The organism is Noviherbaspirillum malthae (genome assembly GCF_015352985.1).
Lineage (GTDB): Bacteria > Pseudomonadota > Gammaproteobacteria > Burkholderiales > Burkholderiaceae_D > Noviherbaspirillum > Noviherbaspirillum malthae.
The window spans coordinates 65,201-88,923 of the sequence record NZ_JACYXF010000010.1; the positions used below are offsets into that span (position 1 = coordinate 65,201).

General features: G+C 62.3%; 15 protein-coding genes. 7 read left to right on the plus strand and 8 right to left on the minus strand.

Annotated elements, in window-relative coordinates; all coding sequences use genetic code 11:
* Nucleotides 1–4 precede the first annotated feature (4 nt).
* From IGW03_RS15185 to IGW03_RS15200, 4 genes are all read left to right on the plus strand, one after another.
* Nucleotides 5–733 (plus strand): TetR/AcrR family transcriptional regulator, encoded by a 729-nt coding sequence (locus IGW03_RS15185; RefSeq protein WP_194723404.1) that lies wholly within the window; start codon nt 5–7, stop codon nt 731–733.
* A gap of 52 nt (nt 734–785) precedes the next feature.
* The gene (locus tag IGW03_RS15190; RefSeq protein WP_194723405.1) at nt 786–2,048 is read left to right on the plus strand and encodes a branched-chain amino acid ABC transporter substrate-binding protein; all 1,263 of its coding nucleotides are present in this window, start codon (nt 786–788) and stop codon (nt 2,046–2,048) included.
* 32 nt (nt 2,049–2,080) lie between these two features.
* Nucleotides 2,081–5,404, plus strand: coding sequence for a carboxyl transferase domain-containing protein (locus IGW03_RS15195; protein WP_194723406.1), 3,324 nt, complete (start codon nt 2,081–2,083; stop codon nt 5,402–5,404).
* Between the two features lie 480 nt (nt 5,405–5,884).
* Complete coding sequence (locus IGW03_RS15200) at nt 5,885–6,469, plus strand: DNA-3-methyladenine glycosylase (RefSeq protein WP_194723407.1); 585 nt, start codon at nt 5,885–5,887, stop codon at nt 6,467–6,469.
* 18 nt (nt 6,470–6,487) lie between these two features.
* Here IGW03_RS15200 and IGW03_RS15205 read toward each other — a convergent pair whose 3' ends face one another.
* The 5 genes from IGW03_RS15205 to IGW03_RS15225 form a co-directional block, all read right to left on the minus strand.
* On the minus strand, nt 6,488–6,721 hold the full coding sequence (locus IGW03_RS15205; RefSeq protein WP_194723408.1) for a hypothetical protein: 234 nt from the start codon (nt 6,719–6,721) through the stop codon (nt 6,488–6,490).
* Between the two features lie 71 nt (nt 6,722–6,792).
* On the minus strand, nt 6,793–8,073 hold the full coding sequence (locus IGW03_RS15210) for an EAL and HDOD domain-containing protein (RefSeq protein WP_194723409.1): 1,281 nt from the start codon (nt 8,071–8,073) through the stop codon (nt 6,793–6,795).
* 102 nt (nt 8,074–8,175) lie between these two features.
* Nucleotides 8,176–9,717 carry a hypothetical protein gene (locus IGW03_RS15215; RefSeq protein ID WP_194723410.1) on the minus strand — a complete coding sequence of 514 codons (1,542 nt, stop codon included), beginning with the start codon at nt 9,715–9,717 and terminating at the stop codon, nt 8,176–8,178.
* Nucleotides 9,710–11,530: an alpha/beta fold hydrolase gene (locus IGW03_RS15220; protein WP_194723411.1), complete on the minus strand. Its 1,821-nt coding sequence runs from the start codon at nt 11,528–11,530 to the stop codon at nt 9,710–9,712. The genes IGW03_RS15215 and IGW03_RS15220 overlap by 8 nt, the downstream gene beginning before the upstream one ends.
* A 115-nt stretch (nt 11,531–11,645) precedes the next feature.
* Nucleotides 11,646–13,415, minus strand: a complete 1,770-nt coding sequence (locus IGW03_RS15225; RefSeq protein ID WP_194723412.1) for a GMC family oxidoreductase N-terminal domain-containing protein — start codon at nt 13,413–13,415, stop codon at nt 11,646–11,648.
* Nucleotides 13,416–13,598: 183 nt separating this feature from the next.
* On the opposite strand from IGW03_RS15225, the gene IGW03_RS15230 reads away from it, so the two are divergent.
* Complete coding sequence (locus tag IGW03_RS15230) at nt 13,599–17,009, plus strand: 7TM diverse intracellular signaling domain-containing protein (RefSeq protein WP_194723413.1); 3,411 nt, start codon at nt 13,599–13,601, stop codon at nt 17,007–17,009.
* 585 nt (nt 17,010–17,594) lie between these two features.
* Entirely contained in the window at nt 17,595–20,207 is a 2,613-nt protein-coding gene (locus IGW03_RS15235; RefSeq protein WP_194723414.1) for a protein kinase domain-containing protein, read from the plus strand.
* Nucleotides 20,208–20,218: 11 nt separating this feature from the next.
* Here IGW03_RS15235 and IGW03_RS15240 read toward each other — a convergent pair whose 3' ends face one another.
* Both IGW03_RS15240 and IGW03_RS15245 read right to left on the minus strand, forming a co-directional pair.
* A complete protein-coding gene (locus IGW03_RS15240) occupies nt 20,219–20,647 on the minus strand; it encodes a hypothetical protein (RefSeq protein WP_194723415.1) in 429 nt (142 codons plus the stop codon).
* Between the two features lie 240 nt (nt 20,648–20,887).
* Complete coding sequence (locus tag IGW03_RS15245; RefSeq protein ID WP_194723416.1) at nt 20,888–21,307, minus strand: hypothetical protein; 420 nt, start codon at nt 21,305–21,307, stop codon at nt 20,888–20,890.
* A gap of 395 nt (nt 21,308–21,702) precedes the next feature.
* Here IGW03_RS15245 and IGW03_RS15250 point away from each other — a divergent pair, with 395 nt between their 5' ends.
* The gene (locus IGW03_RS15250) at nt 21,703–22,344 is read left to right on the plus strand and encodes a glutathione S-transferase family protein (RefSeq protein WP_194723417.1); all 642 of its coding nucleotides are present in this window, start codon (nt 21,703–21,705) and stop codon (nt 22,342–22,344) included.
* Nucleotides 22,345–22,458: 114 nt separating this feature from the next.
* Here IGW03_RS15250 and IGW03_RS15255 read toward each other — a convergent pair whose 3' ends face one another.
* Nucleotides 22,459–23,547 (minus strand): BMP family ABC transporter substrate-binding protein, encoded by a 1,089-nt coding sequence (locus IGW03_RS15255; RefSeq protein WP_228535569.1) that lies wholly within the window; start codon nt 23,545–23,547, stop codon nt 22,459–22,461.
* Between the last annotated feature and the right edge of the window lie 176 nt (nt 23,548–23,723).

The following is a 23,723-nucleotide window of genomic DNA, read 5'->3' on the forward strand; positions in this document are numbered from 1 at the left end:
GTCCATGGAAGCTCGAACAGAAGACAAGACAACGAGGAAACCCCGGGCATCGAAGCCGCGACAGCCCGCGCGTGCGGCTGCACGCCGCACCATGTCGGAAGACGTGCACGGCCAGAAGCGCGAGCATATTCTACAGGTGGCGGAAGATCTCTTTTACCGCAAGGGTTTTACCGTCACGACGATTTCGGACATCGTGCATGAGCTCGGCGTGACCAAGCCGTTTCTGTACTACTACTTTCAAAGCAAGAACGATATCTTCGAAACCCTTTGCTGGCGCGCCTCGCATGCCTGCCTGACGTCCATGCATTTCGATGCCGCCGACGCCCGTCCGGCGATCGAGCGGCTGCGCGAAGGCCTGCATCGCTTTGCCACTGCCAACATTGTCTATTTCAAGTCGGGCACCTTTGCCTACCGGGAGGGCGGCGCGCTGCGGCCGGCGTTCCTGAAAAAACTGCGCACGATGGCGCGCCGCTTCTACAGCGAACTCCGTGCTCTGCTCGAAGAAGCCCGCGACGACGGCGAGCTCGATTTCGACGATGCCAAATTGACCGCGCTGTCCATCGGCAGCATCGCCGGCTTCATGTACACCTGGTACAAGCCTGAGGGCCGCCTTGCTCCGCAAGACATGGTCGAGGAAATGACTCGCATCCTGCTCAAGATCGCGGGCGCCAGACGGCAGGCAAGCCGCACCAGCGCTGCAAAACCGAGAAAGGCGCGCGCCGCACCAGAATAACTATCGACATCACTACCGGTGCAAGCACCTACACAACGACAAGGAGACAGTCATGAAACAGACAGTAGCAGGCATCGCCGTCGCGGCATTCGGCGTTCTCGGCATCGTCAGCATGCCGCAGGCAGCAGCGCAGGAAGGCATCAAGGTCGCTTTCATCGATCCATTGAGCGGTCCCTTCGCCGATGTCGGCGAACTCATGCTGTCGCACATCCGCTTCGCAATCGACGACATCAATGCCAAGGGTGGCGTGCTCAACGGCAGCAAGCTCGAACTCATGACGCTCGACAACAAGCTGTCGGCACAGGAAAGCCTGACGGCGCTGCAGGCCGCCATCGATGCCGGCGCCAAGGTGGTATTCACGGGCGGGTCCGGTTCGTCGGCGGTCAGTGCGATGGTCGAGGCGGCGAACAAGCACAACGAGCGCAATCCGGACAAGGCGATCCTGATCGTGAATCACTCTTCCATCGACCCCGACCTCACCGGCAAAAACTGCAGCTTCTGGCACTTCACCACCGAAGCCAACACCGCGATGAAGATGAAGGCACTCACCGGGTTCATGAAGGAAAAGCAGGACATCAAGAAGGTCTATCTTCTGAACCAGGATTATGCGCACGGCCGCGTCTGGGCCAGGCTGGGCAAGGAAATGCTGAGCACGGCGCGCAGCGACGTGCAGTTCGTCGGCGAAGACTTCCATGCAATCGGCAAGGTGAAGGATTTTTCTCCTTATGTCGCCAAGATCAAGGCCAGCGGCGCGGACACAGTCATCACCGGCAACTGGGGCAGCGACCTCAACCTTCTGCTCAAGTCGGCTGCCGATTCCGGCATGAACCTCCGCTATATCAATCACAGTGCCGGCGCCCTGCCCGGCGCCGTGTTCGCGGTATCGCAAGCCAAGCTCGGCCAGCTCACCTGGGTCGGCGAATGGCACCAGAACATCGAGAGTCCCAAGGTGGCGCCGGTGGCGGCGGCCTACAAGCAGCGCTTCAACAAGCCCTTCCTCGCGCCGCGCATGGACATGACCCCGCGCATCGTCGCGGCAGCCATCAACAAGGCGAAATCGGCATCGCCGCTCAAGATCGCGCTGGCGCTGGAAGGAATGACTTACGCCTCCATCGTGGGCGACGTCACGATGCGCAAGGAAGATCACCAGCTCCTGCTGCCCCAGATCGTTTCCACGGTCGCCGCGGTCGATAACAAGACGGTCAAGTTCGGCGTCGAGGGCACCAGTTACGGCTTCCGTACCGAAACCGCAGTCGAGGGCAAGGACCTTGCGCTCCCGACCGAATGCAAGATGCGCCGTCCCGCCGGCGCCTGAACCACCCGGCCTGCTCCGCACAGACAACCACAATGACAATACACACACTGCTCATCGCCAACCGCGGTGAAATCGCCATCCGCATCGCCCGTGCGGCGGCCGAACTCGGCATCCGTACGGTAGCCGTCTACTCCGAAGATGATGCCGCCTCGCTGCACCTGCGCAAGGCGGATGAAGCCCGCCCGCTACGAGGCAGAGGCACCTCTGCCTACCTCGACATCGAACAGATCGTTTCCCTTGCCAGGGAAGCGGGCTGCGATGCGGTGCATCCCGGCTATGGATTCCTCAGCGAGAATTCCGGCTTTGCCCGCCGCTGCGCGGAAGCGGGATTGAATTTCGTCGGTCCTCAGCCGGAAGTGCTGGAACTGTTCGGCGACAAGTCGCAGGCGCGCAGTCTCGCCGTGCGGCAGCAGGTGCCGGTTGTCGCCGGCACCCCGGGCGGTGCGAGCGTTGAACAGGTCCGTGATTTCATGGCAGGGCTTGGGCCGAATGCGTCCATCATGATCAAGGCGCTGGCCGGCGGCGGCGGACGCGGCATGCGTGCGGTGCATGACCTGGCCGGCATCGAGGAAGCCTATGCCCGCTGCAAGTCCGAAGCCCTGGCCGCCTTCGGCAACGGCGACCTGTATGCGGAAGCACTGGTGCGCAGTGCGCGCCACATCGAGGTGCAGATCATCGGCGACGGCAGCGGCGAGGTCAGCCACTTGTGGGAGCGCGAATGCACCCTGCAGCGGCGCAACCAGAAGCTGGTCGAGATCGCGCCCAGCCCATCGCTTACGCCCGCACTGCGCAAGCGCATCATCGATGCCGCGCTGCGCATGGCCGCATCGGTCGGCTATCGCGGCCTCGGCACCTTCGAATTCCTGGTCGATATTGCTGGTTCCGGCGGCGCGGGAGACGATGCCCCGTTCAGCTTCATGGAAGCGAATCCGCGCCTGCAGGTCGAGCATACGGTGACGGAGGAAGTGACCGGGATCGATCTCGTCAAGACGCAGCTGCGCATCGCCGGCGGCCAGTCGCTGCGCGAACTTGGGCTTTTGCAGGAAAACATGCCGGCGCCGCGCGGCCATGCGATCCAGCTGCGCATCAACATGGAAACCATGATGCCCGACGGCGGTGCGCGTCCGGCGGGAGGCACGCTGGCCGTGTTCGAACCGCCGAGCGGCCCCGGCATCCGGGTCGACAGTTTTGCCTATGCCGGCTACACGACCAGCCCGAGCTTCGATTCCCTGCTGGCCAAGCAGATCACGCACCTGGCGTCCGGCAGCTTTGCGGAAGCGGCGGCCAAGGCGTATCGCGCGCTGTGCGAGTTCCGCATTGAAGGCGTGGAGAGCAATATTCCGTTCCTGCAAAGCCTGCTGCGGCATCCTGACGTACAAGCCAACCGCGTCGATACCCGGTTTGTCGAGACGCACATGACGGACCTGCTTGCCGAGAGCGGGGATGCGCATCCTGCACTTTATGTTACCTCCTCGCCTGGCCACGCCGGCGCATCGGCTCATAAAAAAGTGGAGCCCGATGCGCCGCCCGGAACCCTGGCAGCAGTTGCGCCCATGCAGGGTTCGGTCGTCGCCATCGACGTCGCCGAAGGCGAGCAGGTGCATGCCGGGCAGCAGATCGCCGTGCTGGAAGCAATGAAGATGGAACATATCGTCAAGGCCGAAACCAGCGGCATCGTGCGACTGATCGCTGCCGCACGCGGCGACGTGGTCGGGCTCGGCCAGACCCTGCTCTATCTGGAACCGGCGGAAGTCGACGCGGCGCATCACGGCGGCGAGGAGGAGACTGACCTCGACCGCTTGCGGCCCGACCTGGAAGAAACGCTGATGCGGCATGCGATCGGTCTCGATACCCAGCGTCCCGACGCGGTCGCGAAGCGGCGCAAGACCGGCCAGCGGACGGCCCGCGAGAACATCGACGACTTGTGCGACGCCGGCAGCTTCATCGAATACGGTGCGCTGGCGCTGGCGGCGCAGCGGCGGCGCCGCTCCATCGAGGAGCTGATACGCATCAGCCCGGCCGACGGCCTGGTCGCCGGCATCGGCAGCGTCAACGGTGCGCAGTTCGGCGACGACAAGTCGCGCTGCATGGTGATGTCCTATGACTACACGGTCTTCGCCGGCACGCAGGGCATGATGAACCACAAGAAGACCGACCGCATGTTCCAGCTGGCGCAGGAATGGAAGCTGCCGGTGGTGCTGTTCGCCGAAGGCGGCGGCGGCCGGCCCGGCGATACCGATGCGATGCTGGTGGCGGGTCTCGACGTGATGTCCTTCATCAATTTCGCCCGCTTGAGCGGACTGGTGCCGCGGGTCGGCATCGTTTCCGGCCGCTGCTTCGCCGGCAATGCCGCGTTCCTCGGCTGCTGCGATGTGATCATCGCCACCGAGAACTCAACGATAGGCATGGGCGGGCCGGCAATGATCGAAGGCGGCGGGCTTGGTGTTTTCCAGCCGGAGGAAGTCGGCCCGGTCAGCATGCAGGCTCCCAACGGCGTGATCGACGTGGTGGTCAGGGATGAGGAAGAGGCGGTGCGCGTGGCGAAACAATACCTGTCCTACTTCCAGGGAACGCTTGCGGAATGGGAGTGCGCGGACCAGCGTGAACTGCGCCGGCTGATTCCGGAAAACCGGCTGCGCTCCTACGACATCCGCAAGGTCATCGAGACGCTGGCCGACAGGGATTCGGTGCTGGAGCTGCGGCAGCAGTTCGGCACGGGCATCATTACCGCGCTGGTACGCATCGAGGGCCGTCCATTCGGACTGATCGCCAACAATTCCATGCATCTCGGCGGCGCGATCGATGCCGATGCGGCGGACAAGGCGGCGCGCTTCATGCAGCTCTGCGATGCCTTCGACCTCCCTATCGTTTCGCTGTGCGACACGCCGGGCTTCATGGTCGGGCCCGACGCGGAAAGCACGGCGATGGTGCGGCATGTGTCCCGCATGTTCGTCACCGCCGGCAGCATCGACGTGCCTTTCTTCACCATCGTCATGCGCAAGGGCTACGGCCTCGGCGCGCAGGCCATGGCCGGCGGCAGCTTTCATGCACCCTTCTTCACCGTCGCCTGGCCGAGCGGCGAGTTCGGCGCGATGGGGCTGGAAGGCGCGGTGCGTCTGGGCTACCGCAAGGAACTGGAAGCGGTCGCCGATCTCGACGAGCGCAAGGCCATGTTCGAGAAGATGGTGGCGCAGTCGTATGAACAGGGCAAGGCAATCAACATGGCGTCATTCCTGGAGATTGACGATGTGATCGATCCCAAAGAGTCGCGCCGCTGGCTGCTGCGGGGCTTGCGTTCGTGTCCGCCGGCGGCGGCGCGGGCGGGGAAGAAGCGGCCGTTTATTGATACTTGGTAGGAGGTGTTTTTTAGACGGCCGGAGGGCCGGGCAGTGGAACAGTAAAGTATGTTCCTCCCCTGTCAAGGGCGGCCGGCGAGGTGGGAGGCTAGGAGGGGGATGGGTTAAATGACGTCGCTGACCCCCATCCCCACCCCAACCCTCCCCTTGAAGGGGAGGGGGCGGACGATGCCTCGACGCTAGCGCGCTTTCGGCTTGACTGTAGTGTCGATCCCGAGCGATTCGCTAGCGGCACTGCGTTGTGTGGGGACGCCGAGTCCTCCTTGCCATGGCCCGGGGGCACCGAGCTCGCCATGTCGCGTCGCCATGCCTTGTTCCGCAGGCAAATCACCTCGGCCTCGCCGAGCCCAGTCAAGCCAATCCAGTCAAGCCAAAAGCGCTCTAGCTGATTACCGAAGCATAAAGAAACATATCGGCAATCCTCACCCTTGCGCAATCTCAGTTCCGACAACTCGTTCCACCCGCCATGGTCACAACCACATGCCCCCGACTCCCCCACCACGCCGCCCCCGCCTCAAGAAGCTGCCGCGCAACTTCTACGCCGGCGACACCACCGAAGTTGCGCGCGCCCTGCTCGGCATGCATCTCGTGCATGTGCGCGACGGCATCGCGATGCGCGGACGCATCGTCGAAACCGAAGCCTATCTCGGTGCACATGATCTCGCCTCGCATTCCTCGAAGGGCATCACGCCGCGCACATCCATCATGTATGGTCCCCCGGGCTATGCCTATGTCTATCTGATCTATGGCATGCATCACTGCATGAACGTCGTCACCGAAGCGGAAGGACACGGCGCCGCCGTGCTGCTGCGCGCGCTGGAGCCGGTCGAGCATGTCGAGGGGAATACGAAAGGACCGGGGCTGCTGTGCCGTGCGCTCCGCATCGACCGCAGCCTGAACGGACATGATCTGCTGAGCGAGAACTTTTATATCGCCGATCCCGGCAATACCCGGGATTTCAACATCGTCACGTGCCCGCGCGTCGGCGTGGCCTATGCCAAGGAATGGGCGGAAGCGGACCTGCGCTTTTATATCGAGGGCAATCCCTGGGTATCGAAGAAATAAGCAATGCGGGGACGGTGATTACTGCCGCCGTTCCACATCGATCGGTGCCGGCTTGGTCACGCTCTGGTTTTCGAGACCTCTCCGTTCGCGGTTATTGGCATCTGTCTCCGGCTGCCCGCGGTCTTCATCCGTATCTGCGCCGCCTGACGCATCGGACGTGTACGGCGCGGTGACATTGAGGTCTTCCAGGCTGCCCGGCGCCGGCCTGTCGGCATTGGGATGCGGTTGCTGCGGCTTGCTGGTTTGTTGCATGCTCGGCTCCTGTAACAGAACGGATATTGTTAGGATGGCATGCAGGAAGATTAGTTCTAAAGGCTCCGGGACTAGCGGAAACTGGCTGCCACCTGATCGCTCCATTCGAAAGCCAGCAGTTGCATCACGTAAAGATCCTTGCAGGAGACCTGCAGTTCGCCGAGCAATGCGCACAGGCGCGGCTCATCGGCCTGCCGCCATTCGGCGCACTCGGCCACTTCCAGCAGCCGGCCGAAATATCCCTCCCGCCTCAGCAGCGCATCGCTTACGTCGTCGGCCACCGGAATCTGTTCCAGGATCTCCGCCATGGGCATGGAAAACAGGGTGTCCATCAGCGACATGATGCCGATGGTGAACGCCGTGTCTGCCAGGCTGCGGTTGCCGGGGCGGGTCTTTTGCGCCAGCAGTTCCATCAGCCTGCCGCGGGTGGTGGCCTGTCTGGCGAGCACCTCCGCGCCGGCGGCCATGCCGCCGTGGTCCGCATACAGCATGACCTGCAGCCAGCGCTGCAGCTGATTGCGCCCAAGCACCATCAGCGCCTGGCGCAGCGAGTCGATACGAAGCGTACTGACGGCCGGCGTGTTGGCCAGACGCAGCAGGTTGAGCCCGAGCGCGATATCCGACTTGATCCGGTGCTCGATCGCGGCATCCGGGGCATCGGACGCCAGCAGGTCCAGCAGTTCCATGATGGCGGTCTGCGTCGGTGACAGCCTTGCCCCGCCCTGCAAATGAGGTTCGGTGAAAAAGTAACCCTGGAAGGCGTCGAAACCGAGGCCGGCACAAAGACTGTACTGGTCCAGGGTTTCGACGCGTTCGGCAAGCAGTTTTTTGCGGTGGATGCGAAAGCCGGCGCAGAAGCGGCTCAGCTCGCCGGCGGAACGCCCGGTGATATCGATGCGCACGCCGTCGATGAGGTCGAGCATTTCGCCGATGCCTTGGGTCTGGCTGCTGACCGCAAGCGCAAAACGATAGCCGCGCTGCCTCAGCGCGGCGAGCTGTTCACGCAGTTCGGCTCCGGCGGCCGGCATTTCGGTCAGGACCAGCGTGAAGCGGTCGGCCGGCAGCAAGGTAAAGATGTCGCTTGCGAGGGCAATGCTGTCGATGCACAGCATGCCGGGCAAGTCGCCGAGTACGCGCGTCATGCCGTACTTGATGACGTCCGCGATGGCAGAAGCACTGGCCGGCACTTCTTCGCCGGATGCGTCGAGCGCAGGCCGGGAACCGGCTTCCCGGAACAGCAGCTCATGGGCAGTCAGTTTGCGCGACCGGTCGACCACCGGACGGCGGGCCATGAAAAAATCCGATGCGAATGCAATCCGGTGGGTACTGCTGAAAGTGACGCTGACGCTCATCTGCTCCTCCTTGCCGATCGCTGCCGGCTTGTCGGCGAAACTTGCCTTTCCTCAACAATACGCCGGCTGGTGCGCATATGCCAGCAGTTTCGAACATTGCGCCTACCAGGTGTCGAGACGGTCCCCCCAGCTGATCATGTCGCGGGTGTAGAAGCGGTAGGCGTCGGGATACTCGGCTCCCATGCGCGCCAGGTCGAAAATGAACAGCGCGCGGCCGATTCCTCGGCGGCGAAAGCCGCGGCTGCGCTTGCGCAGGATGGCATCGCGCCAGGCGCCGAGGTTGACATAGGTGAAATTATTGCGATCGGGCGAAGGCTTGCTGCATTGCAGGTCCGCTTCCAACGCCACGTGCGTGTGCCCTTCAACATGCAGCCTCAAGCCGAGTTCCCGGTAGTGCTGCGTGAAAGCCGGCAATCCGAACAGGGCTCGCGCAGTAATATCAGTTTCCGGTTCCTGCACCTTGGCCATGAGCCGCATCAGCGCCATGTCGAGCCAGTACCATTTCAGTCTTGTCAATATAGACAGCACATGCAGGCCGAAGCGGGTGCTTCGCCATGCGCTGTTCCAGGTCTCGGGATGGCCGAGCCACAGTACCAGGCTGTCCCGGAAACAGGTAAGCATGGTGTCGTGCAAGCCCCTAGCCTGCGGATCCTTGCGTGCCAGCTTTCGCGATTCCGACAGCAGCCTCACCACAGCCGACACGGAGGGCCGGTAGAGATCCATTTCGTCGAGCAGATTGCACAATCTGTTCGCGCCAGGCAAGTTGGGGTTGATATGTTTGGCGGCGCACCAGATGAAGTGCGACAGCATGCCGGCGGCCACCGTATCGCCGAAACAGGGATCGCTGAAAGCCCGGTAACCTTCCTGCTGCCATTGCTGCGGCGTCCAGCCGTCTCCGGGCTTCCAGCCGGCAGTAGCCCGCGCATTGTCGGCGTCGCGCCACTGGCCATGCGTGGCCAGCAGCCGCAGGCGCGGGTCGGCCAGATAGAACGGCAGCATCGGATACATTTCATCGCGAGCCGTACCCAGCTGCGCGCCGACCCAGGCGCGGTAGGCATCCGGGATATCGAGCGCGGTGAGGCCGAGGCATTCCTCGTAGAACAGTTGCCTTGCTGCCGGCACCACCTGCAGTTCCTTGTCGTGGTTGCCGACGATGGGCACGATGGTCACCTTGACGCCCTTGCCGCGCAGGCCGCCCAGGCTCTTGCGCATCCAGTAGAAGAAGCCGGAATACGGCTGCCCGCTCTCTTCGGGTCGCTTGCAGGCATGGATGCGCACGATGTCGCGCATGATGTCGAGCACGATCTGCGCAAAACGGGGATCATTGCGCTGCCAGGGATAGACGCCGGCCTCTGCCCACTTGCTGGTGCGGATCAGGTCGACGATGTCGCCGTTGAGGATCAGGATGAGTTCATCAATGCGCTGGTCGGCGGGCGTGTCGGCCCTGTCGCCCGGATTGCGCACGGCGAATTCCAGCTGCTCGAAGAACAGCTGCCAGTCGGTTTCCGAGGCGGTCTGGTTGCCGACCGTGCAGTCGGTGCAATGGATGTCGCTGATCAGCACGCACAGCCGGTTGCCCGGGTCTGCATCCGTCGGCCAGAGCACGAGACCGGGAGGAAGGTCGGGCCTGCTCGCATCAGACATGGCTGTACTCCGCAGTGCCCTGCTCCGCCAGGCGGGGCTCTGGATGGTTCAGAGCTGCCTGGCTCGGCTCCCCGCGGCTGTGCTCCTTCAGGAACGCCAGCAGATGCGGGAAAACATCCTCGGCCACGTTGCGGCCCATGAACATGTCCTGGTGCCCGTAGCCTGGAACCACGTGCAGCTTGTGACGGCCGGGTGCATGCCGCTCCAACAATTCATGGCAATGGATATTGGAGTCGGCGAATACCCGGTTGTCCTGCCCCTGGAGCAGCAGGATGGGCGTCGGCTGGGCAGCGATATGCGCAGTGTAGTCGTCGGGCAGTGCCGCATATCGCGGATTGCCCGGATCGAACTTGACCGCCCGGTTGCCGCTCTCCACCATCTTGTGCACATGCCGGTAGTAATGCACCCCGACGCCGCCAAACAGATCGCCCAGACGGTCATGCGTCACCGGCAGCATGTTGGCGTGGTTGAACAGGGCAGGCTTGCCGCTGCCCCACATGCAGCTGAGCATGTGGCATTCCGGCGAATCGCATTCCTGGTGCACGAAGTCGGTTCCCCAAGCGATCAGCTTGCCGATCGACAACCCTGCTTCCCGGCGCCACGAAGGATTGAAGTATTCGATGCCGAGCAGGTTATCCGACAGCCAGGGCGCGACGCCGAGCTTGAACTTCGACCAGGACGGAACGCGCGGCGTCAGCGCGACGCTGTTCAGGATCGCGCTGGAAATTCCCTCGACCGTCTTGCCGAACAGGCCCATCGCCATGGTCAGGGCGCCGACGCAATGGGCGATCACATGCACCCGCCGCTGCGGACCGATATGGCGGCGCAGTTCCTGCAATGCGGCGGGATGGTCGAACAGCGCGATGTCATCGAAGTTGTAGCGGGTGCGCGCCAGGTTGTAGGGAAAGCGGCAGCTGCCGCGATAGTCGAGCGTCCAGACGTCGCCGTAGCCCTCGTCCAGCAGCGTCTGCACCAGGTTCCGGTGCTCCGGCATGATGAACATGTCGGAGGAACTGGTGAGGCCGTGCACCACCAGCACCACGTCCTCGCTGGAGGCACGGTGGAAACGCGTGAGTTCGAGACGCAGTCCGTCAGCCGTCAGGAAGGGATGCGTGCTGACGGCGGCGCCGGTGACGCCTTCGGTGGTAAATTTGGCGTAACGCCGCTGCGGCTGGTTCGGCGCCGGCGGCAGGTGCGGTCCGTAGACATCCCACAGCTTGCCGGCAAAGAAGCGGCCGAAGGCGACCAGGCCGGACACGCTGGTTTCGCCCCGCTGATCGGTCGCGCGCAGCCCGCGCAAGACCTGCATGAAATCCATCAGGCCGAGGCTGATGATGCCGGTCGCCTGCAACTGGTCGCGTGCAGGCGTATCCGGGTCGGCATGTCCGCGATAGACATTGACGTACAGCGTCGTCGTGTCCTTCCAGGCATCGAGCGGCGCGTCATGCTGCACTTGCTTGTTGCCGACGAAAGTGAATTCCTTCCCCTGCGGCGTGGTGCAGTAAACCTGGTAGTACATTACCTTGCGGTCGCGATCGGCGGTATTGGGCATCAACCGGAAGGTGCCGGACTGCACCGGGCAGATGCCGCCGAGCAGCGGGCAGTCGATATGGCCGGACAGCGTGCCGGCATGCTCGGCTTCATCGAGGAATGCGCCGAGATCGTCGATGCGCACCGTCACATGCAGGGCGAGCGCATGCCCCGCACGCTCGCCGTCGGCATAGCCGTCCTCGAAGGTGGTGGCTTCGGCGCTGACGTAGCCTTTCATGACTTCGGCGAACTGGATGCTCACGCCGCTGAGTTTGTCGGACATGCAATGGCCTCCTTCATTCGAGCGCCCCTTCCCCGCCAGGGCGGAGACGGCACCGTGTCAGATTGATGGATGGTATCGGGCCCGCAAGCCTAAGCCGGCGGCCCCGCGTGATGGATCAAAGCTCGGCATCCGGCATGTCGCCGGTGATCTCGTGCGCAATCCACTCCGATACGGCGGTAATGGTTGCCACGGGGTTGGCGCCCAGCGCGGTGGGCATCAGTGAGCCGTCGGCGACATACAGATTGCGGTAATGGAAGACCTGGCCGCGGCTGCCGTCGAGTGCGCTGACCACGCCCTCCTCCGGCGATGCCGCCAGCGCGCAGCCGCCGAGTGGATGCACGGTGACATTGTTCTTCACCGGCCACAGCCAGGTCGGCATCGGAACAAAATGGCGGGCGCCGATGAAGCGGGCGAAGCGTTCGCCCAGCGCCAGGATGGCGTCATACAGCGGACGGTTGCTTTCCTGCGGCCAGTCGATGTCGAGATAACCGTCCTTGTTCAGGCGCAGCACGCCCTGAGCATTGTCCAGGCCCATGCACAGCAGCACGGCGCTGTACTGGGACAGGTCACGCGAAAAGAGCTTCTGCACCATGAAGCCGACGCTGCTCTGCTTGCGCCCCGGGTAGTATCGGTCGAACGCATAGCCGAGCACCTGACTGCAGGTCTGCCACAGCATCTGGAACGGATTCATCATCGGCCCGAGCGCCGCGGCTGCCCAGCCTACCTGCGTCGGGTAGCTGGCATCCTCGAGAATGAACGCCTGCTTGCAGTCAAGCTTGTCGAACAGGTGATGGTCGGTGTACTGGGTGATGACCGGTCCGTAAGTTGAATTCACCTGCTTCTTGCCGTCGACCGCGAAGGCAAGGAAATCGCCATTGCCGGAGAACTGCCGGCCGAGGCGGGAAGAAATGCGCGGCAGGCTGCGGTGGACGTCTCGGCAGCGCAGCAGCAGTTCGTTCGTGCCCAGCGTGCCGGCGGACACCACGACGCGCCGGGCGATCACTTCGCGCTGTTCACCCTGCTCCACGTCGCGGTAATAGACGCGGTAGCCATGACTTCCATCGGCGCCGGGGTCGTCGGCCTGGCGCTCGTTGAGCGGCACGATGCGCTCCACCAGCGACTGCGTGCGCACTTCCAGCCCGTAGCGGTCGCGGGCCACATGCAGATAATTGTGGTCGACCGAGTTCTTGGCCTGCACATTGCAGCCGATATCGCATTCGCCGCAATAGGTGCATGAAGTCTGCAGCGCGCCGTAGCGGTTGGGCTGCTGCACGCCCAGCGGCAGCGGCGCGCCGTTGCCCTTGTAGCTGTAGTCGTTGCCGAAGTAGACGCAGATATCGGCCAGTTTCGTCTTCAGACCGGCTTCACGGGCAAAGGACTGGAACTGCACCGTGCGCTGGATATGGCGCCTGTCGTCGGGTCCGGATGACGGAGGCACGGTGCGGGCACCGAGAACCTCCCGGGCAACGTCGTAATACGGCGCGAGCGTGTCGCGGTTGAGTGCAGCCGGCCAGTTCTGTTCGAAGACTGCTGCCGGCGGGCGCAGGAAGACATTGGCGTAGATCTGCGAACCGCCGCCGTAGACCGCGGAGGTCACGGTATCGATCTTGCCGAAATGCCGGATGTCGAACATCCCGGTAAGATGTCCGCGCTGTCCCTTGCGCCTGCGCACCGCATGCGGCCTGCGCGCGGCATCCCCCTGGGGGCACCAGACGTTGTCGGCCAGGTCATGCGGGCTGCGAGGGTAGGCGCCCAACGGGTACTGCCGGCCGCGCTCGAGCAGAAGCACGCGTCCCGGCCACCGTCGCGACAGACGTGCCGACATCACTGCCCCGCCGAAGCCGCTACCAATAATTAATACGTCATACTGCGCTGGTATGCTCATGCTCATTCCTGACATAGCCTTCCGCTCGCAAAAGCTGGGTATATTTTTGCAGCCTCAGTTATTATTTCTTTTCAGAAATTCGCACTTTATAACAAAATGTAACTAAATGTAGTCGTTACACAATGTTTTTATAGATTTCAAAACGCGTTCGTAGTCATGTATCTTTTTTGCAAAGCATCAAGAATGCCTTCCGTACCAGAACGCCTTACCATGGAACTCGGCTGCTTTCCGCGCAGCGGCAAATCATCAGCGTGGTGGACCGCGCAAGCGTGCATGCTCGCCGCATTGCTTGCCTTGTTGTCATTATGCACACAGGCCCATGCCCGCGAACTGCGTATCGATGACAAGGGCGTTACCGCTCCTCTCGTGCTGACGCCGTACTGGGACGTCCTTGAAGACCATGAGCAGCGGTTGACCCTGGCCGACGTGACCGGTGCGGAGGCCGCAGGCTTTGAACCTTCCAATGCACGCACCGATTCCCTCAATTTCGGCCTGCGCCGTTCGGCAATCTGGCTGCGCATCGACCTGCGCAATGCCTCGCCGCAAGCGGTGGAGCGGCTGCTGGAAGTATCCTTCACCCATCTGCATTCAGTGGAGTTCTATGCGCCGCGCCCGGGCGGCTACGACAGAATCGTTACCGGCCATTCGCATCCGTTCGCGGAGCGCCCGGTCAACCACCGCAATTTCGTCTTCCCGATCCGGCTGGCGCCCGAGTCCGGCGGCACATATTTTCTGCGCGTGGCATCGGGCACGTCGCTGGACATCCCTACCAAGCTCTGGGAACCGAAATCCTTCAACCACCAGAGCATGCACGAATACATCGGCCAGTCGCTCTACTTCGGCATGCTGCTGGCGCTCGGCCTGTACAACTTCCTGCTGTTCGCTTCGCTGCGCGACCGCACCTATCTGTACTACGTGCTGTTCGTCAGCGCGAATGCCCTGTCGCTCGTGGCCTTCAGCGGCATGGGTTTCCAGTTTCTCTGGCCGGACATGCCGGAGTGGTCGAAGATTTCCTCGATGATCGGCTTCGCCTCCACCGGATTCACCCTGCTGCTGTTCCAGCGCCGCCTGCTGTCGACTTATGACATCGTGCCGTGGCTGGACAGGGTCATGCGCGCATTCCTTGCACTCAATATCCTTCAGATGATCGGATTTTTCCTCCTTCCCTATCATCTGATTATCGGCGCCGCCATCACCGTGGACATGGCGAACATGGTGCTGGCATTGATCGTCGGGGTGGTGTGCAAGCTGCGAGGACAACGCAGCGCACGCTTTTTCCTGCTGGCGTTCAGCTGCCTTGTATTCACGGCGGTTCTCACGGCGCTGCGCAGTTACGGCGTTCCGGGCATACCGAATTTCATGGCAGTTTACGGGATGCAGATCGGTTCGGCCGTCGAAATGCTGCTGCTGTCCCTGGCGCTGGCCGATCGCTTCAATCAGGTGAAACGGGAAAAGGAAAGCGCGCAGCAGCAGCTGGTGGATACCCTGAAGCGCTCCGAACGCAACCTTGAACAACGGGTGCTGGAGCGCACCGCCGAACTGTCGCGCACCAACCAGGAATTGCGCGAACAGGAACGGGCGCTGGAAATCGCGAAGCAGGTCGCAGAAGACGCCTCGCACATGAAATCGGCCTTCCTGGCCAACATGAGCCATGAAATCCGCACGCCGATGAATGCCGTGATCGGCATGGCCTACCTCGCCCTGCGCACCGACCTCAACGGCAGGCAGCGCGACTATGTCGAAAAGATCCATCGCGCCGCCGTATCGCTGCTCGGCATCATCGATGACATACTCGATTTCTCGAAAATCGAAGCCGGCAAGCTGACCATCGACAATACCGATTTTTCTCTCCACGACGTGCTCGGCCATGTCAGCACCGTCACCAGCCAGCGGGCGGCCGACAAGAAGCTCGGGTATGTGTTCGATATCGCCGAGGACGTCCCGGTGCATCTGAAAGGCGATCCGCTGCGGCTGGGACAGGTGCTCGTCAATCTGATCAGCAATGCGATCAAGTTCACCCACTCGGGGCAGGTACAGCTGAGCTGCCGGGTAAAGGCCATTGACGACGCCGGCGTGGACCTCCTCTTCGAGGTGGAAGACACCGGTATCGGACTGACGCTCGAACAGCAGTCCAGACTGTTCCAGGCATTCAGCCAGGCCGATACCTCGACCACGAGAAAATACGGCGGCACCGGCCTCGGTCTGGCGATCAGCCGCCGTCTGGTGGAAATGATGGGCGGCAGCATTGGCCTGCGCAGCGAGCCGGGCACCGGTTCGGTTTTCGCCTTCACGGCACGCTTCGGTTTCGGCGCCTTGACCTCGGCGGCGCTGCCCGGCCTGCCCGAGCGCATGCGCGCCAGCCGGGTGCTGGTCGTGGATGACAATCCGGCGGCGCGGGAAATCATCTGCGGACTGGTGGAGTCGTTCGGACTGCGCGTGGACAGCGAAGACAATGGACTCGATGCGCTGGCCACCATCCACGACGCCGATACGGACGCCGATCCCGGCCAAGCCTATGACCTGGTGCTGGCCGATCTGGGCATGCCGGGCATGAATGGGCTGCATCTGGCCGAAGCAATCGCCCATGGCGGCTTGCGCCGGACACCCAAAGTCATCCTGATCACCGCCTTCGGCCGCGACGAAGTCATGCGTCAGGCGGAACATGCGCCGCTGGCTGCGGTACTGTTCAAGCCGATCGACCAGTCGCTGCTGCACGACACCTTTGTCCGGGCGCTGGCTGGCGATGCACCGGTGCGCGCACCCGGGCTGCACGGGAGAAGCCTGCCGCGTTTCGACGGCTGCCGCGTCCTGCTGGTGGAGGACAACGAAGTCAATCAGCAGATCGCACGTGAAATGCTGAGCATTACCGGCATCCAGGTCGACATTGCCGGCAACGGACGGATTGCCCTGGAGCGGATTTTCGGCGCCGGTCCCGGCAGCTATGATCTGGTGCTGATGGACATCCAGATGCCGGAAATGGGCGGCCATGCCGCGGCCCGGCGCATCAGGATGGATGAACGCTTCACCCAATTGCCCATCGTCGCCATGACGGCGCATGCCTCCGCCGAAGAACGCGAAGCCTGCATCAAGAGCGGCATGCAGGACCACATTACCAAACCGATCGATCCGGATGTCTTCTATTCCACCTTGAACCGCTGGCTTCCGCACGGGGCTGCAGATGCAGCGCACCGCTCCCCGCCTTCCGGTGCAACGGCGGACCCGCGGCGGGAGGAAACGGCGCCGATCGAAATTCCCGGCTTCGATACCGCCGATACGCTCGACCGGCTGTCGGGAGATGTGGATCTCTATCACCAGGTTCTGGCGATGCTGCTCCAGAGCCTGGCTGAAACCCTCGCAAGGTTCAATGCCTCGGTCGCAGCTTCCGACGTGGATGCTACCCGCTCCGCCGTGCATACCGTACGCGGCATGGTCGCCAATGTGGGTGCAACGGCGTTGACCAGACAAGCAGCCGAACTGGAAGCAATGCTGTCATCGCACATGGCGCACCACGATCACCTGCAGCGCTTCCGCGCAAAGGTGGAGGAAACCCTGCTGCTCGTCGAGCAGGGGCTGGCAGGACGCAAGGCCGCCTGAGAGTCCGGATGCATGCGCTGGTACGTGTCATTGCGACAGTGCCAGCGCACGTGATTGACAGCGCAGGCAGTCCCGCTTTAATGAATGTCTTCGCAGAACTCATCCCGTACAACCTTAAGATCTGCCAGCGATTCAACTTTAAGCATTAACGCTTGGCGTTTAAATTAAAGCCAATTTTCCTGTCTTTCCGCGGCAGTTCCAACCAGGTCGAAACTCCGTCTGCACTGCGCCGTAGTTGGTGTTAGCTAGTGCGTGTAGTTTCTCCCGCCTGCACATTGCATTTCGGCATTTTATTGATCAGCTTCAATCTTTTCGCAACGAAACTTTGTTCTTCCTGTGATCATTTGTAAGAAATTTGGATTAAGGAAGTTTGTTTGCGCAATATCGAGACGCTACTGAACGCCGGGTCTATCCTAGAGCGCAACTTTAATTGCCTGTAAAGTTTCACGGCAGGCTGCATAACGCAAGTGCATGCGCAGATGCCGAACATGTTGCGCGCAATGGAATACAGCACGCCGTCATCCAGAAACAGGAGCCGCGCCGCAGGGCGCGTTTGGCAAATTTCATTTTTCCAGAACGGTTGATATGCACGAGGATTCCCAACAAGCCCATCAAGCACGCCTGCCCGGCTCGTCCGGCAATCATGCACTCAGTGCCGGAACGCGCATCGACAATGCGGAGATCACCGGCCAGATAGGCAGCAGCCCGGCGGCCATTGTTTACCTGGCGAGGGAAGCCGCGACGAACAGGCGCATCGCCGTGCGCGAATACATGCCGCATGGTCTTGCATCCCGCAGCACGGACGGCGGGGTCCATCCGTCAGGCAACGCCGAAGAGGCGGTCTACGCCGCCGGCCTGCGCAGCTTCATCAACGAGGCGCTGGTACTGTCGCGGCTCACCGTGCCTTCGCTGCTGAGCTTTGAACGCTATATCGAGCTGAACGGGACTGCTTACGCTTTCATGCCTTACCACGAAGGCAGCACGCTTGACTATGCCGTCACCGAAGAGAACTTCGCTCCCGACGAAGTCTGGATCCGCATGCTGGTCATGCGCCTGCTCGACGCCGCGGAAGCCGTGCAGCGCGCGCAGTCCTGCCATGGCAATATCCGACCCGGCAACATCCTGGTCCGCCGCGACGGCACGCCGCTGCTGCTCGAATTCGATGCGGCCCAGGCGACCATCGGCGAGATCATCCATACACCGACCGGCATGCTCGCCACCGGATACGCCGCGATGGAGCAGCATTTCAATGCCAGGGACCGCAATATCGGCGCATGGACGGACATCTACGGCATCGGCGCCACCGCCTATTTCCTGGTGACCGGACACCCGCCTCCGTATGCGATGCAAAGGCTGGCGAACGAAGGCATGCTGCCGGCATTGCATGCGGCACGCGGCAATTATTCGCGCGGACTGCTGTCCGCAATAGGACGTGCGCTAGCCATCCATCCGGAACACCGGTTCCAGACCGCCGCGGAAATGCGTGCCGCACTGTCTTCAGAACCGCAGATCGTCATGCCCGCGTCGCCCTCGGTCCTGCGCTCCGACAATGCGCGCGCCGCCGCGCAGGCAAACAGGGAAACCACGCCCGCCGCTGCCAACGCGAGCCTGCACCAGCGCCAGCACGGGGCCGATGTCCAGCCCACGCAGATCAATCCCGCCGCAGCGCGAGCCGAACTTCCTCCGCTTTCCCAAATCCAGGCGCATTCCCTGCCCGCACTCTCCGATGACTGGCGCAAGCCGTTAGGAGACCACGGGAACCGCGGCGGACATTCAGGCAAGCGCCGCCGTTCCGGACTCTGGGCGTCTGGCCTCGTGCTGCTGGCCGGCGTCAGTGTAGGCCTGGGTGCCGGCTACATGCATCTCGTAGCCGACGGCGACTCTCCGCAAGCCGAAGCGGCGGCAGGCAAGCCGCAGGATGCGGTTGCTGCGCCGGACAATGAGACCCGGCTTGCCGCGGCAGCGCCAACTGCAGCAAAGGCAACGCCGGCATCGGTAATGCCTCCACCCAGCGTAGTTGCGCGACCGGCAGCCGGTGCCGCGGCTGCCCCGGCACCGGCTGCCGCAGCAAAACAAAACGCGCCTGCGGCGGTGCCTGCGACCGCCGCAAAGACACCGCCGCCTTCAACGTCGCCGGCTGGCGCAAGCGAAGCGGACAAGGAGGCCGCCCGCCTGGCCGCACAGGAACAGGAGCAATGGCGCATTGCCAGTTACGTCGATCAAGCCGTCTCTTACGAAACCTATCTGAAGCGCTATCCCGGCGGCCGTTATGCAGCCTCCGCCCGCGAGAAGATCGCTTCGCTGCAGCGCCCGGCCGCGACCGCCGATACGCCCGAGCGTGCGGCCCCGGCCGTCGCCGCGAGTGCGGCACCATCGACCGTCATAGCTTCGGCGGCCACCACAGCGTCGGCTGCATCGGCCGCATCCGCTGCGCGAGCCGACAGGGCTGACGCCCGACCCTCCGCCGATGAGGACAACGATCCGCCGTCAGCGCCGGCACCGGTCGCATCAAACGGCAATGCCAGGGTCATCCGCCTTGACGGCCAGACCATGACCGGCAGCTTTACGCCCGATCCTTCCACCGGCGCGGTATCCGGAACCGGCCGCATCGAATGGAGCAACGGCGACCGCTTCGACGGCACTCTGGTACGCGGCTCCAAGGAAGGCAAGGGACAATTCGTCTGGCGCAGCGGCCAGCGCTACAGCGGTGATTGGGCGGGCAACGAACCTAACGGAAAGGGGACGATTGTCTTTGCCAACGGGAACCGCTACGACGGCGAGGTCAGGAACGGAATTCCCAATGGCAAGGGCAAACTCGTATTCGCCGACAAGACCCGTTACGAGGGAGATGTCCGGGGCGGCGTCCCGAACGGCAAGGGAGCCATGACCTTCCCGGACGGCACGCGCTACGAAGGCGATGTGCGCAACGGCGTGCCCCATGGCCAGGGCGTCACCCGCTTCAAGAATGGCGACGTTTATGTCGGCGCAGTGGCCCAAGGCCGCAGCAATGGGCACGGCCGCTTCAGCTGGAGTAACGGTACGGCCTGGGAAGGCGAATTCCGGGATGGCCAGCGCACCGAGAACGGCAGGATGCTGACTGCGATGAGCCGAGCTGCAATGAGTTCGGGCGGCTCGCCGGGCGGCACTTCCGACGGCGGCTTCGCGGGAAGCGGCCGCGACGAGATCGTGACGAAATAGGCAAGCCGGACTCAACCTCCGGTATTCGCCGGTTCGGGCACCCAGCGCAGCGTCAGGATGGTGCAATCGGCATCCACCGCGTAACGGTGATGGATGCCTTCGCCCCAGAGGGAAAAATCACCGTTCCGCTCGAGTACGTGCTCCACGGTATCTTCAGGCGGGAAATCCGCATGACGGGAAAACTGAAGCCGGAACCGCCCCGGTTTGCCGACCAGAATGGAGAGAGTTCTTCCCTCGCTGAGAGGCTTGCCGCCGCCGCGCGGATCGCCCTTGGCGTGATCCATCCATTTCATCGTGAGCGCGTGCGAACGCTGCTCCTTCGGCATGTAACGCAGATTGCCAATTGCGCCAGCGTCACTCCTGACCCAGTCGCTGTAGCCGATGAACCAGCCCGTGCCTTGGGTATCAAGATCGCCCAGGTGTCCGAATTCGATATCCATTTGCGCATTTCTCCCGAGGAAAGATTCAAAGGCTTGGCAGACCCGCGTGGTTACGCTTCAGGATGCTATGCACACCTTATCGCTGCGCATTGCCGGCGCGCATAAGTTGAAGATATCGCCACTGGAAGATTGCAGGCTCACTACAGTGCGCCTGTACCCCCCAAACATATCCAGCCGCAAAAGCATCAAAGCCGGCACACGGCCGGCTTCGTCTAGGGGCGTTGGTCCGTCGTTACAGCGTCAGACCAGAGCAAGATGCTGTTGCTGCTGGGGCAGGAATTCGCGGATATCGCGCGGCTTGCGGCGGCGCGGATGCTGGATCTCGTCGGTACGCATGGCCTTGGCAGCCTTCCACAGCAGCACGTCGTCTTCATAGCTGCGCAGTGCAGTCGTCTTTTCCCAAAGCACGCGGCGGTGCGTGACGAAATCCCAGCAGACCGGCGTCAATCCGTTCAGCTTGCCTTCATTCTTCATGCGCAGTGCTAACGTCATCACATCGCCTGCGTGCGGTACGTCTTCCGGGAACTGAACCGAATTCGCCCAGGCACGCACATCGCAGAAGTCGATCACCTGCCCGCGCAGCGGCTTGTGCCACTGGTCCGGATGAGAGTGCTGATTCGGCCAACGACCTGCGCCGACCCAAGTACCCGTTTTGAACATGAATGATCTCCTTGTTTAAGCAGTGGCAGGAGCACGTCTCAATCCTGCACCGGGAACAAAAAAGTTGTCGTCCTTAAACATATGCAATCAAGCAATTACAGCCCGGATTATTGAGGCTTGGAAATTCAGAATCGCATACTGTTGTTTCATACAGTACGTCGCATTCTAGCCTTTATTTATAAGGTTCGCAGAGATTTTTTGTGATTCTAGCGAAGCAATTACTGCAGCTTAATGACATGGCAACTTCATGTGCACTTTCCTTGCCATTTATCAAAAATTAAGCCTCCTGCGGGCGTCGGCATCGAAGGCTGCGGCATTGTGTATGCTTACGTTTTTATTTCGTCATCGCCTGCGGCGAGCAAACCGACAATATTCCACGCAAGCCAGGAGATTCCATGTACACCCTGTATTACTCGCCCGGTTCCGCCAGCATGGTGGTCCATGCCGCACTGATAGAGACGGGCGCACCGTATGCGCTCGAACTGCTCGATTTCGAACAAGGAGAACAGCACGGCAAGGCATACCTTCGGCTCAACCCGCAGGGCACCGTGCCGACGCTCATCATCGACGGCATTCCGTATTCGGAATCCGCCGGGCTGCTGATGACGCTTGCCGAACGTCATCCCGAGGCCGAACTGGCGCCGCCGAAGGGAAGTCCGCTGCGCCCGGCTTGGCATCAATGGATGGCCTATCTGACCAATAATCTCGGCGCCACCTATCGCTACTGGTTCTATCCCCGCGACCTGGGTGCGGACGAGCATCCGGAACAGGTGCGCGAGGCATTGCGGGAAAAAATCGAATCGGTGTGGCGCCGGCTCGACGGCGAGCTGGCCGCGAACGGCCCTTACCTGCTGGGAGACCGGTTTTCGGCGGCCGACCTGCTGCTGACCATGTACATGCGATGGTCGCGCAACATGCCGCGCCCTGCCACCAGCTGGCCGGCGCTGGACCGGCTGGCCCTGCTGGTACGCCAGCGCCCAGGCTGGCAGCGCATGGTCGAACTGGAAGGGCTGACCGACTGGACGCTGATGGCTTGAGAAGACTCTTGGTATAAGGCGGAATGCAAAACGGCCTGCACGCATGCAGGCCGTTCTTATTTCTGATGACCGGCCCGGCGGAATTGCCGCCGGCTGCCGTCTAGACGAAGACCATCACTTGCCGGGCAGCTTGCCGGCCACGCCTTCCACGTAGTAATCCATCTTGTTGAGTGCGTCGTCGTTCAGCGAACCCTTCTCAAGGCGAACCTTGCCTTCATTGTCCTTGACGGGGCCGTCGAAAGGCGTCAGCTTGCCGGAAACGATGTCCTTTTCCTTGGCCGCGACAAGCTGCTTCACATCGTCAGGCACCGCGCTGCCGAGCGCTTCCAGCTTGACCATGCCATCCTTGATGCCGCCCCAGGTGCTGCTGGTCTTCCACTTGCCGTCGATGACCTGCTGCGCGGCATTGGTGTAGTACTTGCCCCAGTGGTGGGTGACTGCGCCGATCTGGGCCTTGGGACCGAACTTCTTCATGTCGGAGTGATAGGCCACCGCATACTTGCCCTTCTCCTCGGCCGCCTGAACGATGGCGGTGGAGTCGGTATGGTGCGTGACCACGTCGGCATTCTGACCCAGCAGCGTGATGGCGGCGTCGCGCTCCTTGCCCGGATCGAACCAGCTGTTGACCCAGACCACCTTGACTTCCGCCTTCGGATTCACGCTGCGCATGCCGCGGGTGAAGGCATTGATGCCCTGCAGGACTTCCGGAATCGGGAAGGCGGCGACGTAGCCGGCGACGTTGGACTTGGTCATCTTGCCGGCCAGTACGCCCGCGAGGTAGCGGCCTTCATAGAAGCGCGCATTGGTGGTCGCGACATTGGGCGCAGTCTTGTAGCCGGTCACGTGCACGAACTTGACGTCCGGATACTGCTTGGCGACCTTGAGCGTCGGGTTCATGTAGCCAAAGGACGTGGTGAAGATCAGCTTGCTGCCCTGCTGCGCCAGATCGCGGATGACGCGCTCGGCGTCGGCGCTTTCGGGCACGTTCTCGACGAACTTGGTAGTCACCTTGCCGCCAAGGGCTTTTTCCATCTCCTTGCGCGCCATGTCGTGCTGGGTGGTCCAGCCTGCTTCGCCGATGGGGCTGATATAGACGAAACCGACGTTCAGGGGAGCAGGGTCGGCAGCAAAAGACGGTGCGGCCGCGAGTGCCGGCAGGACGGCGATGGCGGACAAGGCGCCCCGCATGAAGGTTTTCGACATGGTTTTCCTCTACATGTGACTCCCACTTGCTCATCAATGGACGTCAAGCCACGCCGAGTGGGTAAAACAGCGGGATTGTCGGGTCGCCGGTAAGCCCTGCGCCAAAAGTCCGGTTCCAATCCGTATGCCAAGCATCCGAATCGGTCATGCCAACTTCGAAAACAACTCGCTGCCGG

Excerpts from the sequence above, each read along its gene's own strand:
- IGW03_RS15250 (WP_194723417.1), top strand. The coding sequence starts at position 21,703 with ATGTACACCCTGTATTACTCGCCCGGTTCCGCCAGCATGGTGGTCCAT.
- IGW03_RS15185 (WP_194723404.1), top strand. The coding sequence starts at position 5 with ATGGAAGCTCGAACAGAAGACAAGACAACGAGGAAACCCCGGGCATCG.
- IGW03_RS15235 (WP_194723414.1), top strand. The coding sequence starts at position 17,595 with ATGCACGAGGATTCCCAACAAGCCCATCAAGCACGCCTGCCCGGCTCG.
- IGW03_RS15225 (WP_194723412.1), bottom strand. The coding sequence starts at position 13,415 with ATGAGCATACCAGCGCAGTATGACGTATTAATTATTGGTAGCGGCTTC.
- IGW03_RS15255 (WP_228535569.1), bottom strand. The coding sequence starts at position 23,547 with ATGTCGAAAACCTTCATGCGGGGCGCCTTGTCCGCCATCGCCGTCCTG.
- IGW03_RS15230 (WP_194723413.1), top strand. The coding sequence starts at position 13,599 with ATGCCTTCCGTACCAGAACGCCTTACCATGGAACTCGGCTGCTTTCCG.
- IGW03_RS15205 (WP_194723408.1), bottom strand. The coding sequence starts at position 6,721 with ATGCAACAAACCAGCAAGCCGCAGCAACCGCATCCCAATGCCGACAGG.
- IGW03_RS15200 (WP_194723407.1), top strand. The coding sequence starts at position 5,885 with ATGCCCCCGACTCCCCCACCACGCCGCCCCCGCCTCAAGAAGCTGCCG.
- IGW03_RS15215 (WP_194723410.1), bottom strand. The coding sequence starts at position 9,717 with ATGTCTGATGCGAGCAGGCCCGACCTTCCTCCCGGTCTCGTGCTCTGG.
- IGW03_RS15245 (WP_194723416.1), bottom strand. The coding sequence starts at position 21,307 with ATGTTCAAAACGGGTACTTGGGTCGGCGCAGGTCGTTGGCCGAATCAG.
- IGW03_RS15195 (WP_194723406.1), top strand. The coding sequence starts at position 2,081 with ATGACAATACACACACTGCTCATCGCCAACCGCGGTGAAATCGCCATC.
- IGW03_RS15220 (WP_194723411.1), bottom strand. The coding sequence starts at position 11,530 with ATGTCCGACAAACTCAGCGGCGTGAGCATCCAGTTCGCCGAAGTCATG.
- IGW03_RS15210 (WP_194723409.1), bottom strand. The coding sequence starts at position 8,073 with ATGAGCGTCAGCGTCACTTTCAGCAGTACCCACCGGATTGCATTCGCA.
- IGW03_RS15240 (WP_194723415.1), bottom strand. The coding sequence starts at position 20,647 with ATGGATATCGAATTCGGACACCTGGGCGATCTTGATACCCAAGGCACG.
- IGW03_RS15190 (WP_194723405.1), top strand. The coding sequence starts at position 786 with ATGAAACAGACAGTAGCAGGCATCGCCGTCGCGGCATTCGGCGTTCTC.